This is a genomic window from Streptococcus infantis (genome assembly GCF_047463315.1).
GTDB lineage: Bacteria > Bacillota > Bacilli > Lactobacillales > Streptococcaceae > Streptococcus > Streptococcus infantis_AB.
In genome coordinates this window covers 242,472-258,989 of the sequence record NZ_JASHEB010000002.1, presented here as the reverse complement: position 1 = coordinate 258,989, position 16,518 = coordinate 242,472, and the positions used below count along the sequence as shown (strand labels likewise).

The 16,518-nt window shown below is 41.5% G+C and carries 15 protein-coding genes; 14 read left to right on the top strand and 1 reads right to left on the bottom strand.

What is annotated here, in order from left to right; translation table 11 throughout:
• Positions 1 to 125: 125 nt before the first annotated feature.
• The 12 genes from QM857_RS03295 (at position 126) to QM857_RS03240 (ending at position 7,798) form a co-directional block, all read left to right on the top strand.
• Positions 126 to 371 carry a YneF family protein gene (locus QM857_RS03295; RefSeq protein WP_004251708.1) on the top strand — a complete coding sequence of 82 codons (246 nt, stop codon included), beginning with the start codon at positions 126 to 128 and terminating at the stop codon, positions 369 to 371.
• 207 nt (positions 372 to 578) lie between these two features.
• Entirely contained in the window at positions 579 to 1,373 is a 795-nt protein-coding gene (gene racE / locus QM857_RS03290; protein WP_247912844.1) for a glutamate racemase, read from the top strand.
• Positions 1,370 to 2,341: a nucleoside-triphosphate diphosphatase gene (locus tag QM857_RS03285; protein ID WP_414275057.1), complete on the top strand. Its 972-nt coding sequence runs from the start codon at positions 1,370 to 1,372 to the stop codon at positions 2,339 to 2,341. Before racE ends, QM857_RS03285 begins: the two co-directional genes overlap by 4 nt.
• Complete coding sequence (locus QM857_RS03280) at positions 2,317 to 2,838, top strand: metallophosphoesterase (protein WP_061863414.1); 522 nt, start codon at positions 2,317 to 2,319, stop codon at positions 2,836 to 2,838. Before QM857_RS03285 ends, QM857_RS03280 begins: the two co-directional genes overlap by 25 nt.
• Positions 2,835 to 3,296, top strand: a complete 462-nt coding sequence (gene cbpB / locus QM857_RS03275) for a cyclic-di-AMP-binding protein CbpB (RefSeq protein WP_303404129.1) — start codon at positions 2,835 to 2,837, stop codon at positions 3,294 to 3,296. The genes QM857_RS03280 and cbpB overlap by 4 nt, the downstream gene beginning before the upstream one ends.
• A complete protein-coding gene (gene xerD / locus QM857_RS03270; RefSeq protein ID WP_414275056.1) occupies positions 3,293 to 4,027 on the top strand; it encodes a site-specific tyrosine recombinase XerD in 735 nt (244 codons plus the stop codon). Before cbpB ends, xerD begins: the two co-directional genes overlap by 4 nt.
• A complete protein-coding gene (locus tag QM857_RS03265) occupies positions 4,027 to 4,761 on the top strand; it encodes a segregation/condensation protein A (RefSeq protein WP_414275055.1) in 735 nt (244 codons plus the stop codon). The genes xerD and QM857_RS03265 overlap by 1 nt, the downstream gene beginning before the upstream one ends.
• Before the next feature lie 12 nt (positions 4,762 to 4,773).
• The gene (scpB, locus tag QM857_RS03260; protein WP_414275054.1) at positions 4,774 to 5,343 is read left to right on the top strand and encodes an SMC-Scp complex subunit ScpB; all 570 of its coding nucleotides are present in this window, start codon (positions 4,774 to 4,776) and stop codon (positions 5,341 to 5,343) included.
• Positions 5,330 to 6,055: a pseudouridine synthase gene (locus QM857_RS03255; RefSeq protein ID WP_414275053.1), complete on the top strand. Its 726-nt coding sequence runs from the start codon at positions 5,330 to 5,332 to the stop codon at positions 6,053 to 6,055. The genes scpB and QM857_RS03255 overlap by 14 nt, the downstream gene beginning before the upstream one ends.
• Positions 6,055 to 6,291, top strand: a complete 237-nt coding sequence (gene yidD / locus QM857_RS03250; protein WP_414275052.1) for a membrane protein insertion efficiency factor YidD — start codon at positions 6,055 to 6,057, stop codon at positions 6,289 to 6,291. The genes QM857_RS03255 and yidD overlap by 1 nt, the downstream gene beginning before the upstream one ends.
• A gap of 121 nt (positions 6,292 to 6,412) precedes the next feature.
• Positions 6,413 to 7,477 carry a glutamyl aminopeptidase gene (gene pepA / locus QM857_RS03245; protein WP_414275051.1) on the top strand — a complete coding sequence of 355 codons (1,065 nt, stop codon included), beginning with the start codon at positions 6,413 to 6,415 and terminating at the stop codon, positions 7,475 to 7,477.
• A gap of 24 nt (positions 7,478 to 7,501) precedes the next feature.
• Entirely contained in the window at positions 7,502 to 7,798 is a 297-nt protein-coding gene (locus QM857_RS03240) for a bacteriocin immunity protein (RefSeq protein ID WP_070677023.1), read from the top strand.
• A gap of 29 nt (positions 7,799 to 7,827) precedes the next feature.
• Here the strand turns inward: QM857_RS03240 and QM857_RS03235 are convergent, their stop codons facing one another.
• Positions 7,828 to 9,459, bottom strand: a complete 1,632-nt coding sequence (locus QM857_RS03235) for a Na/Pi cotransporter family protein (protein WP_414275050.1) — start codon at positions 9,457 to 9,459, stop codon at positions 7,828 to 7,830.
• Between the two features lie 297 nt (positions 9,460 to 9,756).
• On the opposite strand from QM857_RS03235, the gene QM857_RS03230 reads away from it, so the two are divergent.
• The gene (locus QM857_RS03230) at positions 9,757 to 14,793 is read left to right on the top strand and encodes an endo-beta-N-acetylglucosaminidase (RefSeq protein ID WP_414275049.1); all 5,037 of its coding nucleotides are present in this window, start codon (positions 9,757 to 9,759) and stop codon (positions 14,791 to 14,793) included.
• 234 nt (positions 14,794 to 15,027) lie between these two features.
• Complete coding sequence (locus QM857_RS03225; RefSeq protein WP_414275048.1) at positions 15,028 to 16,227, top strand: phosphoglycerate kinase; 1,200 nt, start codon at positions 15,028 to 15,030, stop codon at positions 16,225 to 16,227.
• The last annotated feature ends 291 nt before the right edge of the window (positions 16,228 to 16,518 follow it).

The window sequence follows — 16,518 nt, the reverse complement described above, 5'->3', positions numbered from 1 at the left end:
AAAAGATTAGAGCAGAAAAAGAATCTGAGGAATGCCCGACCCTTTTGAAAGCGTAAATCAAACTAGTCAGGCGTGGGACTTTATGGTATAATATAGAAGATTCAAAAAGAAACAGGAGAAATATTATGGACCTTATTTTAGCAATTGTCTTGATTGTTTTAGCTTTTCTAGGTGGAGCTCTTGGAGGAATGTACTTGGTGCGCAAGCAAATTGAAAAAGAATTTGCTGATAACCCACGTTTGAATGCAGAAGCAGTTCGTACTCTGTTGAGTGCAAATGGTCAAAAACCAAGCGAAGCTAAGGTACAACAAGTGTACCACCAAATCATTCGCCAACAAAAAGCAGCCCTTGCTAACAATAAAAAGAAATAAATAGGAAAAGTCTGGGATGAAAATTCCAGACTTCTCACTATGTTCAACTGATATTTAAGGATAAGACTTTTTCCTTGCATTCTATTGATATTTGATTATGATTAAGAGGGAGATAGTCTGGAGTTTACCAGTCTGTCAGAAATTTCAGCGAGAAATGTAATGATAATGAACTATCAATCAGAAAAATAAGACTAGAAAGAAGACTGTATGGATAATCGACCAATTGGTTTTTTGGATTCGGGCGTTGGAGGCTTGACCGTTGTACGTGAGCTCATGCGCCAGCTTCCTCATGAAGAAATCGTCTATATTGGAGATTCGGCACGGGCACCTTACGGGCCTCGTCCTGCTGAGCAAATTCGTGAATATACTTGGCAGTTGGTCAACTTTCTTTTGACTAAGGATGTCAAGATGATTGTCATCGCTTGTAATACTGCAACAGCAGTTGTTTGGGAAGAAATTAAATCCAAACTCGATATTCCTGTTCTTGGAGTGATTTTGCCGGGCGCTTCAGCTGCTATCAAAGCAAGTCAGGGTGGGAGAATCGGTGTAATTGGAACACCGATGACAGTACAATCAGATATCTATCGTCAAAAAATTCATGACCTAGATCCAAATTTGCAAGTTGAAAGTTTGGCCTGCCCTAAGTTTGCTCCCTTGGTTGAGTCTGGGGCCCTTTCAACCAGTGTGACCAAGAAAGTAGTTTATGAAACCTTGCGTCCATTAGTGGGCAAGGTAGACAGCTTGATTTTGGGTTGTACCCACTACCCGCTCCTCAGACCCATTATCCAAAATGTGATGGGACCAGAGGTAAAACTGATTGATAGTGGAGCAGAGTGTGTACGTGACATTTCTGTATTACTTAATTACTTCGAGATTAATCGTGGCCGCGATGCAGGGCCTCTACAACACCGTTTTTATACGACTGCAAATAGCCATAGTTTTGCTCAGATTGGAGCGGAATGGTTAGAAAAAGAGATTCATGTGGAGCATGTAACATTATGACAAACAAAATTTATGAATACAAGGATGACCAGGACTGGTATGTAGGTGTCTGGGACATCTACGGTGGAATTTATAGCCTTATAAAAGATCCTCTTGATCTCGATTTTATGGATTTGGCTCGCATTTTCCGTGATGAGGAAAATGGTTTTCTAATCACGATTACGGTAATGCGCTGGTCTTCCAACTTCCGTTTACTCTCTTTTATCGTTGAGATTTTAAATGCAGAAGCCGGTCGAAACTTGGAAGTCATTCAACGCCAAGGTGCCTTGCTCTTAGTTGAAAATGGACAACTCTTGCATGTGGAATTACCTAAAGAAGGAGTTGATGTCGAAGACTTCTTTGAAACTAGCAAAGTCAGAGAAACCTTGTTGATAGCGACTCGTAATGAAGGGAAGACCAAGGAATTTCGTGCTATCTTTGACAAACTTGGATATGATGTGGAGAATCTCAATGATTACCCAGATCTGCCTGAAGTTGCTGAAACTGGTATGACCTTTGAAGAAAATGCTCGCCTTAAGGCTGAAACCATCTCCAAATTGACAGGCAAGATGGTTCTAGCAGATGATTCTGGTCTTAAAGTCGATGTCCTCGGTGGATTGCCAGGCGTTTGGTCAGCTCGATTTGCAGGAGTGGGAGCCACTGACCAGGAAAACAATGCTAAACTCTTGCACGAATTAGCCATGGTCTTTGAACTCAAGGACCGTTCGGCACAATTCCACACCACTTTGGTTGTGGCTAGCCCAGGTAAGGAAAGCTTGGTTGTCGAAGCTGATTGGCCAGGCTACATTAACTTTGAACCTAAGGGTGAAAATGGTTTTGGCTATGATCCTCTTTTCCTAGTAGGAGAAACAGGCAAGTCATCAGCTGAATTAACCCTTGAAGAAAAAAATAGTCAATCTCACCGTGCCTTAGCCGTTAAGAAACTTTTGGAGGTATTTCCATCATGGCAAAGCAAACCATCATTGTAATGAGCGACTCCCATGGAGATAGCTTGATTGTAGAAGAAATACGTGATCGCTATCTTGGGAAAGTTGATGCCATTTTTCACGATGGTGACTCGGAGCTTCGCCCAGATTCACCACTCTGGGAAGGGATTCAGGTAGTTAGAGGAAACATGGATTTCTATTCAGATTATCCAGAACGCTTAGTGACTCAACTGGGTCCTACCAAGATTATCCAGACCCACGGCCACTTATTTGACATTAACTTCAATTTCCAAAAACTAGATTTCTGGGCCCAAGAGGAAGATGCTGATATCTGTCTCTATGGTCACTTGCATGTGCCAAATGCTTGGATAGAAGGGAAAACCCTCTTCCTAAATCCAGGTTCTATCAGCCAACCACGTGGAACCATCAGAGAATGTCTCTACGCTCGTGTAGAGATTGATGACAGCTATTTCAAAGTGGACTTTTTGACTCGTGACCATGAGGTTTATCCAGGCTTGTCCAAGGAGTTTGCTCGATGATTGCCAAAGAATTTGAACTCTTTTTGCTGGAGCAAGAGGAAACCTTTTTGACTCCTGCTGAAAATTTGGCTGTGCTCATTGATACTCACAATGCAGATCATGCCATTCTCCTCCTTAGCCAGATGACTTATACACGAGTTCCAGTAGTGACTGCTGAGAAAAAATTTGTTGGGACCATAGGGCTTAGAGATATTTTTGCATATCAAATGGAGCAGGGTTTGAGTCAGGAAGTCATGGCGGATATGGATATTGTTCACATGACAAAGAAGGATGTCGCGGTAGTTAATCCAAACTATACATTGACGGATGTTTTACATAAGCTAGTGGATGAGTCTTTCCTGCCAGTCGTTGATAAGGATGGTATTTTCCAAGGGATTATCACGCGGAAGTCAATTCTCAAGGCTGTCAATGCCCTCCTGCATGACTTTAGTAAGGAATATGAGATTCGAAGCAAATGAGAGAATGGATTTTAACATTTTTAGAAGAAAAGCAAAATCTATCTAGTAATTCTAAACAGTCTTATAAATATGACTTGGAGCAGTTTTTAGATCTTATTGGAGAACGAATTTCTGAGACAAGTTTAAAAATCTACCAAGCTCAACTATCAAATTTTAAAATTAGTGCCCAAAAGCGTAAAGTTTCTGCCTGCAATCAATTTCTTTACTTTTTATACCAGAAAGGAAAGATTGGCACCTTTTATCGTTTGGAATTGCCGAAACAGGCTGAGAAAAAACAAGTCAAGTCAGAGCTTTTAGACTTGAGTTCTTTCTGGCAAGAAAGTACCTATCCAGAAGGGCGTTTAATAGCCTTATTGATAGTTGAATTGGGCCTCTTGCCTAGTGAAATTCTAGCCATAAAACTAAGTGATGTGAATCTAGATTTTCAAGTGTTGAGAATCAATAAAGCCTCTCAACAAAGAATCTTGAGTCTTCCCACAAAATTACTTGTAGAGTTAGAACCCTTGATGGGACAGACCTACCTCTTTGAAAAAACTGGTAAGCCATACTCTCGTCAATGGGCCTTTCGTCAGTTAGAAGCCTTTCTAAAGGAAAAAGGTTTTGCAGATTTATCGGCTCAAGGATTGAGAGAACAGTTTATACTGAGACAAATTGAAGAAAAGGTTGACTTGTATGAAATCGCCAAAAAATTGGGATTAAAAACAGTCATGACCTTGGAAAAATATAGATAATGGATATTAAATTAAAAGATTTTGAAGGGCCTTTGGACTTGCTCTTACACTTGGTTTCAAAGTATCAGATGGATATCTATGATGTACCGATTACAGAAGTTATTGAGCAGTATCTAGCCTACATATCAACCTTACAAGCCATGCGTTTAGAAGTGGCAGGTGAATATATGGTGATGGCTAGCCAACTGATGCTGATCAAAAGTCGTAAGCTCTTGCCAAAGGTTGCGGAAGTGTCTGATTTAGAGGATGACCTAGAGCAGGATCTCCTTTCTCAGATTGAAGAATACCGCAAGTTTAAACTTTTGGGAGAGCAGTTGGAAGTGAAGCACCAGGAACGAGCTCAATATTACTCAAAAGTACCGACAGAGTTGATTTATGAGGATGCTGAACTTGTGCATGATAAGACCACGATCGATCTTTTCTTAGCTTTTTCAACATTACTGACCAAGAAAAAGGAAGAATTCTCGAAAAATCATACAACCATTTTACGAGATGAGTATAAGATTGAGGATATGATGGTTATCGTCCGAGAAGCCTTGGTTGAAGATCAACAATTGTGCTTGCAAGATTTGTTTAAAGAAACCAAGGATTTACAAGAGGTCATTACACTTTTTTTAGCAACCTTGGAGTTGATTAAAACCCAAGAAATTCTCTTGATTCAAAAAGAGAGTTTTGGAGATATCTATCTCATGAAAAAGAATGAGGAAAATCAAGTAGAGCAAAGTCAGGCTTGATAGAGAGGAAGTATGAGTACTTTAGCAAAAATAGAAGCACTCCTGTTTGTGTCAGGTGAAGATGGGATTAGGGCTCGTCAGTTGGCAGAACTCTTATCGTTACCACCAACAGGGGTTCAGCAGAGTCTTGAAAAATTAGCCAAAAAGTATGAAAAAGACCAGGATTCTAGTTTGGCCCTGATTGAGACAGGAGGTGCCTACAGATTGGTAACCAAGCCTCAATTTGCAGCTGTTTTGAAGGAATATTCTAAGGCGCCAATCAACCAAAGTCTATCTCGGGCTGCGCTTGAAACCTTGTCCATTATTGCTTATAAGCAACCTATCACAAGAATTGAGATTGATGCTATTCGTGGGGTTAATTCGAGTGGAGCCTTAGCTAAGTTACAGGCCTTTGACTTGATACGAGAAGACGGGAAAAAAGAGGTACTTGGACGCCCTAATCTTTATGTAACTACGGATTATTTTCTAGATTACATGGGTATTAACCATTTGGAAGAATTGCCTGTGATTGATGAGCTTGAAATTCAAGCACAAGAAAGCCAATTATTTGGTGAAAGGATAGAAGAAGATGAGAATCAATAAATATATTGCCCACGCAGGAGTGGCCAGTAGGAGAAAAGCAGAGGAGTTGATCAAGCAAGGCTTGGTGACTGTTAACGGTCAGGTAGTACGTGAATTAGCGACGACTATCAAGTCTGGTGATAAGGTTGAGGTTGAGGGCCAACCCATCTATAACGAAGAAAAAGTCTACTATCTGCTCAATAAACCACGTGGAGTGATTTCCAGTGTAACAGATGATAAGGGACGTAAGACGGTTGTCGATCTTTTGCCTAATGTGAAAGAGCGTATCTACCCTGTAGGACGTTTGGACTGGGATACATCAGGTGTCTTGATTTTGACCAATGATGGTGACTTTACCGATGAAATGATTCACCCACGTAATGAAATCGATAAGGTTTATGTTGCGCGTGTGAAAGGAATTGCAAACAAAGAAAATCTCCGTCCCTTGACTCGAGGGGTTGAGATTGATGGTAAGGAAACGAAGCCAGCGGTTTATGAGATTCTTAAAGTAGACCCAGTCAAAAACCGCTCTGTAGTACAACTGACCATTCATGAAGGGCGTAACCATCAGGTTAAAAAGATGTTTGAAGCAGTTGGACTTCAAGTGGATAAGTTGTCTCGGACACGTTTTGGACACCTGGACTTGACAGGCCTCCGTCCTGGTGAATCCCGTCGTCTTAATAAAAAGGAAATTAGCCAACTACACACCATGGCTGTAACAACTAATAAATAATGAAACGAATTTTAATTGCGCCTGTGCGCTTTTACCAACGCTTTATATCCCCTGCATTCCCACCTTCTTGTAGATTTGAGCCTACTTGTTCAAACTATATGATTGAGGCTATTGAAAAGCATGGATTTAAGGGAGTTCTGATGGGATTGGCCCGGATATTGCGATGTCATCCTTGGTCTGAAATAGGTAAGGATCCCGTACCAGATCACTTTTCTTTAAAGAGAAATTCAAAATAAAAAGAATCACAGTCGTGATTCTTTTTTGGTGTAAGAAGTAAGCTGATCACTAAAATGTCGATTTCTACTACCGTTCTCCTATAAAAAGTGGTAAAATGGTTGAAAGAAAGAAGGGACTAAAATGACAACATTATTTTCTAAAATCAAAGAAGTAACAGAGCTTTCTGCTATCTCAGGTCACGAAGCGCCTGTACGTGCTTATCTTCGTGAAAAAATAACACCTCACGTGGATAAAGTTGTGACTGATGGCTTGGGGGGCATTTTTGGGGTTAAACACTCAGAAGTTGAAAATGCACCTCGTGTTTTGGTAGCCTCTCACATGGATGAAGTTGGTTTCATGGTTAGTGAAATCAAAGCAGATGGGACCTTCCGAGTAGTCAGCATTGGTGGTTGGAACCCAATGGTTGTTAGCAGCCAACGATTTAAACTCTTCACGCGCCAAGGACGTGAAATACCGGTAATTTCGGGTTCAGTTCCTCCACATTTGACTCGTGGCACAGGTGGCCCAACCATGCCAGCTATTTCAGATATCGTTTTTGATGGTGGTTTTGCTGATAAGGCTGAGGCTGAAAGTTTTGGTGTCCGTCCTGGAGACACAATTGTTCCAGATAGTAGCACAATCCTAACTGCTAATGAAAAAAATATCATCTCAAAAGCATGGGATAACCGTTATGGTGTTCTCATGGTTAGTGAGTTGGCAGAAAACTTGTCAGGCCAAAAACTGGGAAATGAACTTTACCTTGGGGCTAACGTCCAAGAGGAAGTTGGACTTCGTGGTGCTCATACCTCAACAACTAAATTTGATCCAGAAGTATTCCTTGCTGTGGATTGCTCGCCAGCTGGTGATGTTTATGGTGGTCAAGGTAAGATTGGTGATGGAACCTTGATTCGTTTCTACGATCCAGGTCACTTGCTTCTCCCAGGTATGAAGGATTTCCTTTTGACAACTGCTGAAGAAGCTGGAATCAAGTATCAATACTACTGTGGAAAAGGTGGAACTGACGCAGGTGCAGCTCATCTGAAAAATGGTGGTGTCCCATCAACAACAATCGGTGTTTGTGCCCGTTATATCCACTCTCACCAAACCCTTTATGCAATGGACGATTTCCTTGAAGCTCAAGCTTTCTTACAAGCCTTGGTTAAAAAATTGGATCGTTCTACAGTAGATTTAATCAAAAATTATTAAACAGAAATGATGGAGGTAATAGGGATGGAAGAACCAAACCTAGAAACCTTGATACGGGATCTTTACAATCATGCCCGTCAAAACCTGAGTGAGGATTTAGTGGCTGCGCTCCTAGAGACTGCTAAGCAATTGCCCAGCACTAATGAGCGCTTGCTTGCAGTCCGACTTTCAGGGCTAGTCACACTTGAACTACTCAAGAATCCTAGAACACCTTCGCCAGAGTTAGTCAATCTGGCCCGCTTTATCAAAAAGGAAGAAGCGAGATACAGGGGTGCAGCCGCATCTTCATTTATGATTGGAGAGCTATTTAAAATGCTTTGATTCGAAAGAATCAAAGCATTTTTTTCGTTTTAAATTTGTTCTGCCAAAACCTTTTCAGCAAGGTTCATAGCGTGGTCTGATACACGAGTGTAATGTGAAATAATATCGATAAAGTTGACACCTGCTTGAGGAGAACATTCACCGTTATTTAGACGTTTGATGTGAGTCTTACGAAGGACACGTTCCATGTTGTTGATGTCTTCGTGTCGCTCGACAAGAGCTTGAGCTTTCTCGAGGTCGTTGTTTTCCACACTCTCAAGAGCATCTTTGACGAAATCACTAGTTTTAAGATAAATCTCTGCTAGTTCTTCTAAGGCAGCCTCAGAGAATTGAACATTCTTGCGTTGCAAGTAATCGTTAAGATTGAGCAGGGCTTCTGCGTGGTCTCCGATACGTTCCAAGTCTCGTGAAGAGTCAAGGATATTTGTTAAGACTTCACTCTCTTTTTGGCTCAAAGCTTCACCAGATAAACTAATGAGGTAACGAGTCAATTTTTCATCAATGGTATTGATAGCTTCTTCAGTCTTATGTCCCTTTTCTGCAACTTTTTCATTAGAGTTGATGATATAGTCGTAAGAGAGATCAAAGGCTTTCGCAGCATAATTACCCAAGTGTAGAAGTTCTTTTTTAGCATTTCCAAGAGCGATAGACGGAGCTTGTTTGATCAGTTGCTCATCAAGGTAAAGTGGCTCGTATTTGACAACTTCGTCTTCTCCAGGGATAAGTTTGGTTACCATGAAGGCAAGAGCTCCGATGAATGGAAACTGAATGATTGTATTGGTAATGTTAAAGGTTCCGTGGGCGAAGGCAATGGTCATTTCTGGAGCTAGATTTAAGAAACTCTCAAACCATTGGATTAAGCCTGTAAACGGAACGAGGAAGATAATACAGATAACAGTCCCGATAACGTTAAAGGCCACATGGGCTGCCGCCACACGTTTGGCTGCAATATTAGCACCCAAAGAAGCGATAATAGCAGTGATAGTAGTTCCAATGTTATCTCCAAAGAGCACTGGTAGGGCTCCTTGAAGGTCAATCAGATTGCTAGCGTAGAGATTTTGTAGAATCCCGATGGTCGCTGAGGAGGCTTGAATCAGAAGGGTTAAACCAGTTCCGACAAGAACACCCAATATTGGATTTTTACTAAGTTCTACCATGTAGTCTTTAAAGACTTGTAAATCCTTAAGGGGTTCCATAGCGCCACTCATAAGATTGAGGGCAAAGAAGATACCACCGACACCAAAGACAATTCGTCCGATGTTATTGATGGTTCTATTTTTTGTGAAGAAGAGACAGACTGCTCCGAGAAAGAGCATAGGTAATGCGTAGTCTCCCAATTTAAAACCAATGATAAAGGATGTGACGGTTGTTCCAATATTGGCTCCCATAACAATCCCAATAGCCTGACGCAGGGTCAATAGTCCGGCACTAACCAGACCCACTGTAATCACCGTAACACCTGAACTCGATTGAATCAGGGCAGTCATCCCAATTCCAACCAAAATTCCAAAGAAAGGATTGCTAGTATATTTGTCAATGTAATATCGAAGACGATCTCCAGCTGCTTGTTGCAAACCGTCCCCCATGGTTTTGATACTATATAAGAATAGTCCCAGGCCACCTAAAAAGTGAAATGCAATTTCCTGCCAATTAATGGACATTTTATTTTCCCTCCGAAAACTAATCGCGGAATTTCTCCCATTCTATTTTAAAGGATTCTAAGCAATCTAACAAGTAGTAAACGCATTTTTTTAGAAAAATATCATGAAAATGTAAAAAAGGCAATTGATTGTCTAATTTATATCATTTATTCACCCCTTTATAGATATTTTAGGATGACTGTTGACTCTACTTATAAATATCATAAAATAAAAATGAACAGTTCTGCTATTTTAAGGGCAGTTACTTTTTAAAAATAAAAATAAAGCGCTTACTTTTTGGGAGTGAAAGGAGAAAAAATGAAGAATCCATTTTTTGAGAAACGTTGCCGCTATAGTATTCGAAAATTATCAGTGGGTGCCTGCTCTTTGATGATTGGTTCGGTTTTATTTGCCAACCAAGCTCTAGCAGAAGAAGTTGCAATCCCAGCGAATGAAACAAGGACTACTGCTGTGGCTACAGAGCAAGCATCGCCTGCCCCATCAGAGCAACCAACTACAGCTCCACCTGAGGTATTAAAGCAGTTGGAAGAGACAGAAAACAAGATTAGTGAACAACCTATTTCAGAAGAAAAACCAACCTTGGACAAATTGACTGCAGCTGATAAGGAAGTAGCTAGTCCGGTTGCTGAAGCGCCTAAGGCTGAAGAAGCACCTGTAGCTGCAGAAAATAAGGCTGAAGAAGCACCTGTGGCTACAGAAAATAAGGCTGAAGAGAAAGCAACTGTCTCAGATGTTCCTAAGAAAGAAGAAAAAAGTCTTCGACCAAAAGAAATTAAATTTGATACTTGGGAAGATTTGTTGAAATGGGAACCGGGTGCACGTGAAGATGACGCTATTAATCGTTCTTCAGTTGAATTGGCTAAACGTTACCGTGGGCATGTAGTCAACGAAAAAGCCAATAAGGATGCCAAGGTTGAAGCTCTTGCCAATACCAACTCTAAGGCTAAAGACCACGCTTCTGTAGGTGGTGAAGAGTTTAAAGCCTATGCTTTTGACTACTGGCAATACTTGAATTCAATGGTCTTCTGGGAAGGACTCGTTCCAACTCCGGACGTGATTGATGCTGGTCACCGTAATGGTGTCCCTGTATTGGGTACACTCTTCTTCAACTGGTCTAATAGTATTGCAGACCAAGAAAAATTTGCCGAAGCCCTTAAACAAGACGAAGACGGAACTTTCCCTATCGCTCGTAAGTTGGTTGATTTGGCTAAATACTATGGATTTGATGGATATTTTATCAACCAAGAAACAACAGGAGATATCGTAACGCCTCTTGGTAAGAAAATGCGTGACTTCATGCTCTATACCAAGGAATATGCAGCTCAAGTCAATCATCCAGTGAAATATTCTTGGTACGATGCCATGACCTATGAATATGGTCGTTATCATGAAGATGGTTTGGGTGAATACAATTACCAATTCATGGAAAAAGAGGGAGACAAGGTTCCTGCGGATCACTTCTTTGCCAACTTTAACTGGACTAAAGAGAAAAATGATTACTCTGTAACGATGGCACAATGGCTAGGTCGCAGTCAGTATGATGTTTTTGCAGGTATGGAATTGCAACAAGGTGGTTCTTACAAGACAAAAGTGAAATGGGATGCTCTTTTTGATGAAAAAGGCAAGCTCCGCTTATCACTTGGACTCTTTGCACCTGATACTATCACTAGTCTTGGTAAGACAGGAGAAGACTATCACAAGAATGAAAATATCTTCTTTACAGGTTACCAAGGAGATCCAACTGGTCAAAAACCAGATGACAAGGACTGGTACGGGATTGCTAACCTAGTAGCTGATCGTACACCAGCAGTGGGACGTAGCTTCACAACATCCTTTAACACAGGACATGGTAAAAAATGGTTTGTAGACGGTAAAGTTTCTAAGGATTCGGAATGGAACTATCGTTCTGTATCAGGTATCTTGCCTACATGGCGCTGGTGGCAAACTTCATCAGGTGCTAAACTTCAAGCTGATTATGACTTTGAAGATGCCTACAATGGAGGGAATTCACTCAAATTTGCGGGTGATTTAGCTGAAAATACCAACCAAGATGTTCGCCTTTACTCTACAAAACTGGAAGTAACAGATAAAACAAAACTTCGTGTTGCTCATAAAGGTGGTAAGGGAAGCAAGGTCTATGTAGAGTTTGCAACTCAGAAAAACTATACCTATGGTGGCGAGAATGCTCGTAAAGAGCTGACTCTATCTGACAATTGGACAAAAGATGAATTTGATTTGAGTGCCTTGGCAGGTCAGACTATTTATGGTATCAAGCTCACTTTTGAAAATACTGCTGCCCTTAAGGGATATCAATTTAACTTGGGTGAGTTAACGGTGACTGATAATCAAGAGGCTCCTCAAGTACCAACAGCTCTTAAAGTAGCTAAACAATCCCTTAAAAATGCCCAAGAAGCAGAAGCCATTGTCCAATTTACTGGAAATAAAGATGCTGATTTCTATGAAGTTTATGAGAAGGATGGCGATGCTTGGCGCCTATTGACAGGATCATCAGCAACTACTATTTACCTACCAAAAGTTAGCCGTTCAGCTAGTGCAACTGGTACTAGTCAAGAGTTGAAGGTTGTCGCAGTTGGTAAGAATGGCCTTCGTTCTGAAGCAGCAACTACAAACTTTGAGTGGGGAATGACTGTCCAAGACACAAGTCTTCCAAGACCATTAGCAGAAAATATCGTTCCAGGAGCGACTGTTATCGGAAGTACCTTCCCAGACACAGAAGGCGGTGAAGGTATCGAAGGTATGTTGAATGGGACGATCACTAGTCTATCTGACAAATGGTCTTCTGCTCAGTTGAGTGGTAGCGTTGATATCCATTTGACACAACCACGCCGTGTCGTTAGATGGGTCATGGACCATGCCGGTGCTGGCGGAGAGTCTGTCAACGATGGTTTGATGAATACGAAAGACTTTGACCTCTACTACAAGGATGAAGCTGGAGAATGGAAACTAGCCAAGGCTGTTCGTGGCAACAGAGCCCATGTGTCAGATATTACTCTTGATAGTCCAATCACTGCGCAAGAATGGCGTTTGCACGTTATTACGTCTGATAATGGAACACCATGGAAAGCCATCCGTATCTATAACTGGAAGATGTATGAAGCTCTTGACACTGAGAGTCAAAACATCCCAATGGCTAAAGTCGCAGCGCGTGTCCTAACGGACAATAAGATTCAACTTGGATTCTCAGAAGTTCCTGCTGGAGCAACAATTACAGTCTATGACAAGGCAGATTCACAAACTCCAATCGCTACCTTGAATACAGTAGTTGGAGGGGATTTGGCGACAGATCCATTAAACTTTGAAAAACGTCCGAGCCTTCTTTACTATCGTACACAATTGCCAGGGAAAGAAATCAGTAATACTCTTGCTGTAACAATTCCTCAGGATGATAGAAAGATTAAGTCTGTCAGTCTAGAAGTAGCACCTAAAAAGACAACTTACCAAGATGGCGAGGAATTGAATCTCAAAGGTGGTCTTCTCCGTGTTCAATACGAAGGTGGTGAAGCTGATGAGCTGATTAACTTGACTCATGCCGGAATTGCTGTAAATGGTTATAATGCCCACCGTAATGGAGAGCAAGAATTAACATTAACTTACCTAGGAGTTCCAGTTGCAGGGAGCTTCAAGGTTCAAGTGACTGGTGAAGAAGCTGGTCCAAAAGAAGTCGCAGCCCTGTATATTAGTAAACAACCGAAGATTGATTACTTTGTAGGCGATGCTCTTGACTTATCAGAAGGACGCTTCAAGGTCTTGTATGACGATGAAACTGAGACAGAACATAGCTTTACAGACAAAGGAGTCGAAATTACAGGCTATGATCCTCAAAAGACAGGCCGTCAAAAACTTGAGTTGCACTATCAAGGACAAACTGTCGAATTTGATGTTCTAGTATCACCTAAGGCAGCCATTAACGACGAATATCTGAAACAAGAAATCACATCTACTCAAGGACGCAAAGAAACATTAGCTTATACATTTGCGGATGCAGCAAAACAAGCAGCTCTAGTTGAGAAGCTTGCTGCAGCAAAAGCCATCTTAGAAAACCACGATGCTAGTCAAGAAGCGGTCAACCAAGCCCTGAACGATTTAAAACAAGCAGGTGCAGACTTGGATGGTGTACAGCTTTATCAAACAGCTAAGGAAGAGCTTGAAACTCTTCTAGGAAAAGTTCGTGAGAAAAATGCAGACGATCCAATCATCGCTCAAGCAGAAACTCTTATTGGCTCAACAAATCCAAGTCCAGAAGCATTTGCGGACATGAAAGAAAAGCTGAATAAGAAACTAGCTCCTGCAGAAGAAAGCCACCATGTAGGTAGCTTAGAAGAAGGTGAAACTGCTCCAACAGTTGAAGCTCTACCTGAGCTAGTGGTTGAAACAGAAACTCAAGCCTTCGAACGCCAAGAACGTCCGTCAGGAGACCTCTTGGCGGGTGAACATAGAATAGTTCAGGCAGGTGTAGAAGGTCAGACTCGTCGTCTGATTGAAGTTGATGCCAAAGGCAACCGTACTCTTCTTGAGACAGAAGTAGTCAAGGAAGCAGTTGCAGAAATCACTGAAGTTGGTACCAAGGTAGAAAGCCGTGTTCAACCGCTAGACGGAGTCAAAGATTTGACTATCAGCAATCCAGCATTGGTGATTGAAGAAGAAAAAGTTGCATACGGCCATGAAGAACGAGTAAATCCTAGCCTTCAAGCAGGAGAACGTAGAATAGTTCAGGCAGGTGTAGAAGGTCAGACTCGTCGTCTGATTGAAGTTGATGCCAAAGGCAACCGCTCTCTTCTTGAGACAGAAGTAGTCAAGGAAGCAGTGGCTGAGATTACTGAAGTTGGTACCAAGGTAGAAAGCCGTGTTCAACCACTAGACGGAGTCAAAGATTTGATCATTAGCAATCCAGCATTAGTGGTTGAGGAAGAAAAGGTTGCATACGGCCATGAAGAACGAGTAAGTCCTAGTCTTAAAGCAGGAGAACGTCGCCTGGTTCAAGCAGGAGTTGAAGGACTTCGTCGAAATCTGGTAGAGGTTGACACTGAAGGCAACCGCAGTCTTAAGGGAACAGAGCTTATCAAAGAAACTGTTACTGAGATTGTTGAGATTGGGCCAAAAGTGGATTTCCAAGATGACAAACCTCTTTCACCTGCTCCAGTAGCACAAGCAGATAAGCAGGAGCCAGCAAAAGCAGAAGCACAAGCTGAAAAATCTGAAGGAAAACAACTTCCAAGTACAGGTGAAGGAGCAGATGCAAATCTTCTGGCTCTTGGATTGGTCGGAGTCCTAGGTGGTTTTGGACTACTCGCTCAAAAGAAAAAAGAAGATTAAGCTAGAATTTTGATCTAAAATTGACTTCATACAATAAAAAAGATTTGACTTTTAATGGTCAAATCTTTTTTGCATAGTAGATGAGGAAAAAATGTGGTGTATACTGTCATAGCTTCAAAGGTTATCCTTATTTAATCTTGTGAAATGGTTGGGGAAAAGTTTAAGGTTTTGCTATCTCTTTTATTGATTTTGTGATATAATTAACACGTAAAAAAAAAGAAGGAGTCATATCTAATGGCAAAATTGACTGTTAAAGACGTTGACTTGAAAGGGAAAAAAGTTCTCGTTCGTGTTGACTTCAACGTACCTGTAAAAGATGGCGTGATCACTAACGATAACCGTATCACTGCAGCTCTTCCAACTATCAAGTACATCCTTGAACAAGGTGGACGTGCAATCCTCTTCTCTCACCTTGGACGTGTGAAAGAAGAAGCAGACAAAGAAGGTAAATCACTTGCTCCTGTAGCTGCTGACTTGGCTGCTAAATTGGGTCAAGAAGTTACATTCCTTCCAGGTGTTACTCGTGGTGCTGAATTGGAAGCAGCGATTAACGCTCTCGAAGATGGACAAGTTCTCTTGGTAGAAAACACTCGTTTTGAAGATGTTGACGGCAAGAAAGAATCTAAAAACGATCCTGAACTTGGTAAATACTGGGCATCACTTGGAGATGGCATCTTCGTAAACGATGCATTCGGTACAGCTCACCGTGCACACGCATCTAACGTTGGTATCTCAGCAAACGTTGAAAAAGCAGTTGCTGGATTCCTTCTTGAAAACGAAATTGCTTACATCAAAGAAGCAGTTGAAGCTCCAGAACGTCCATTCGTAGCTATCCTTGGTGGTTCAAAAGTATCTGACAAGATCGGTGTTATCGAAAACTTGCTTGAAAAAGCTGATAAAGTTCTTATCGGTGGTGGGATGACTTACACATTCTACAAAGCTCAAGGTATCGAAATCGGTAACTCACTTGTAGAAGAAGACAAATTGGATGTGGCGAAAGCTCTTCTTGAAAAATCAAACGGCAAATTGATTTTGCCAGTTGACTCAAAAGAAGCAAACGCATTTGCTGACTACACTGAAGTGAAAGACACTGAAGGTGAAGCAGTAGATCCAGGATTCCTTGGTCTTGATATCGGTCCTAAATCAATCGCTAAATTCGACCAAGAATTGACTGGTGCGAAAACAGTTGTATGGAATGGTCCTATGGGTGTATTTGAAAACCCTGACTTCCAAGCTGGTACAATCGGTGTGATGGACGCTATCGTGAAACAACCAGGCGTTAAATCAATCATCGGTGGTGGTGACTCAGCTGCCGCAGCGATCAATCTTGGACGTGCAGACAAATTCTCATGGATCTCTACTGGTGGTGGTGCTTCTATGGAACTCCTTGAAGGTAAAGAACTTCCAGGACTTGCAGCTTTGACTGAAAAATAAGAATATAAAAAAGGAGGCTGGGACAAAAGTCCTAGCCTCTCAATTGTCTTTGGATTTTCGAGCAGGACGCAGTGGTTGAGTGGTCTCTACTACGCTGATTTCATCAGCTTTTACAACCCTACTCAACTGTGCGGAGGTGGGACGACGAAGTCGAATTCTAACGAATTACCGATTTCTGTCCCACTCTCTTTTTTTCGCTCTTTTAAAGTTTGAGAGTAGCGAGGGATAATTGGACAGAATCCAAAAAAAACAGTAAAATAGAGAAATACCAATCTAAATGAAATTTGAGTG

Excerpts from the sequence above, each read along its gene's own strand:
- QM857_RS03295 (WP_004251708.1), top strand. The coding sequence starts at position 126 with ATGGACCTTATTTTAGCAATTGTCTTGATTGTTTTAGCTTTTCTAGGT.
- racE (WP_247912844.1), top strand. The coding sequence starts at position 579 with ATGGATAATCGACCAATTGGTTTTTTGGATTCGGGCGTTGGAGGCTTG.
- QM857_RS03285 (WP_414275057.1), top strand. The coding sequence starts at position 1,370 with ATGACAAACAAAATTTATGAATACAAGGATGACCAGGACTGGTATGTA.
- QM857_RS03280 (WP_061863414.1), top strand. The coding sequence starts at position 2,317 with ATGGCAAAGCAAACCATCATTGTAATGAGCGACTCCCATGGAGATAGC.
- cbpB (WP_303404129.1), top strand. The coding sequence starts at position 2,835 with ATGATTGCCAAAGAATTTGAACTCTTTTTGCTGGAGCAAGAGGAAACC.
- xerD (WP_414275056.1), top strand. The coding sequence starts at position 3,293 with ATGAGAGAATGGATTTTAACATTTTTAGAAGAAAAGCAAAATCTATCT.
- QM857_RS03265 (WP_414275055.1), top strand. The coding sequence starts at position 4,027 with ATGGATATTAAATTAAAAGATTTTGAAGGGCCTTTGGACTTGCTCTTA.
- scpB (WP_414275054.1), top strand. The coding sequence starts at position 4,774 with ATGAGTACTTTAGCAAAAATAGAAGCACTCCTGTTTGTGTCAGGTGAA.
- QM857_RS03255 (WP_414275053.1), top strand. The coding sequence starts at position 5,330 with ATGAGAATCAATAAATATATTGCCCACGCAGGAGTGGCCAGTAGGAGA.
- yidD (WP_414275052.1), top strand. The coding sequence starts at position 6,055 with ATGAAACGAATTTTAATTGCGCCTGTGCGCTTTTACCAACGCTTTATA.
- pepA (WP_414275051.1), top strand. The coding sequence starts at position 6,413 with ATGACAACATTATTTTCTAAAATCAAAGAAGTAACAGAGCTTTCTGCT.
- QM857_RS03240 (WP_070677023.1), top strand. The coding sequence starts at position 7,502 with ATGGAAGAACCAAACCTAGAAACCTTGATACGGGATCTTTACAATCAT.
- QM857_RS03235 (WP_414275050.1), bottom strand. The coding sequence starts at position 9,459 with ATGTCCATTAATTGGCAGGAAATTGCATTTCACTTTTTAGGTGGCCTG.
- QM857_RS03230 (WP_414275049.1), top strand. The coding sequence starts at position 9,757 with ATGAAGAATCCATTTTTTGAGAAACGTTGCCGCTATAGTATTCGAAAA.
- QM857_RS03225 (WP_414275048.1), top strand. The coding sequence starts at position 15,028 with ATGGCAAAATTGACTGTTAAAGACGTTGACTTGAAAGGGAAAAAAGTT.